This window comes from Segatella copri (assembly GCF_003465495.1).
In the GTDB taxonomy this organism is placed as follows: domain Bacteria; phylum Bacteroidota; class Bacteroidia; order Bacteroidales; family Bacteroidaceae; genus Prevotella; species Prevotella copri_G.
Genome location: NZ_QSAV01000121.1, coordinates 1 through 991 on the forward strand (window position 1 = coordinate 1; position 991 = coordinate 991).

The following is a 991-nucleotide window of genomic DNA, read 5'->3' on the forward strand; positions in this document are numbered from 1 at the left end:
AAAGAAAAGGGTGCGCCATGGACTTATGACACACCCTCTTATCCTAGTTTTACTTTAAAACAAACCTGTTAAATTTTGCATTTCTCATATAAGCCTTTACAAAATGCTCAGAAACAGGTCCAATTACAGAATCATTATTACAGCATTTCAATTTTTCACTTGAGGCTTTAATAATCCACCAATTATATTTTTCTCTTCCGCGTCCAATTATAATGGTTGAATCATTCCAACAAACAACATGCACGCTATCGATTACAGGATCTTGATCACTTGATAATTTACATTTTAAATAGTATGTAGTATAGTAATCATCAGGAGAATATATATAGTAGTCATCAACCAGTTTTATACTGGTTGATGAACAACTTGTAAAAAAATATAACAATATCAAATAAAAATATTTATCCATTTATTTTTCTGCTCTTTGTTTTAATTCCTGCAGGGTTACAACAAAATGATAAGTTTGTTTTGTTTCTCCCATGAACTTGTTCTCTTTTCTAGAATGTCTATCTGTTTTAGGTGCATGATATAAAAAAGAATACTCAGTTTTAGTATCATAAACCGTTACATGTAGATTATTCTTGGAATCCAATTCAAATTTGTAATTGGCAGAACCGTAAGAGGCGTAGTCACCAATTACATCCTTGACATTGGCAAGCTGGAATTTTTTACCAGTGTCTGTGCCGTATGTATTGGTATGCGCCATCTGTCCGCCAGCCTTGCCACGCTGTGGGTCGTAGGTGTAGAAGGTCTCAGCACCGTTGCAATACTTCAAAGAAGCAAAATATAAATATTTTTTTGCCTCTTCCTGTTGATTTTACAGGAGGTTTATATCCTTGTCTTGATGATACATACATATGTTCTTATTTTGGTGTTATAATAAAAAAACGAAGATTGATAAAGTTTATTGCTTAGGATTACATCATTTTACAAATGAAAACACTATATGCTTGTGTCGGAAAGGTATATATTCATTAAACTCACCCTGGAA

At 32.9% G+C, this 991-nt stretch carries 2 protein-coding genes; both read right to left on the minus strand.

Annotation, left to right across the window (positions count from 1 at the left end; all coding sequences use genetic code 11):
• Window positions 1-49: 49 nt before the first annotated feature.
• A complete protein-coding gene (locus DWV53_RS15355) occupies window positions 50-409 on the minus strand; it encodes a hypothetical protein (RefSeq protein ID WP_118155479.1) in 360 nt (119 codons plus the stop codon).
• Entirely contained in the window at window positions 410-775 is a 366-nt protein-coding gene (locus DWV53_RS15360) for a hypothetical protein (protein WP_118155481.1), read from the minus strand.
• Between the last annotated feature and the right edge of the window lie 216 nt (window positions 776-991).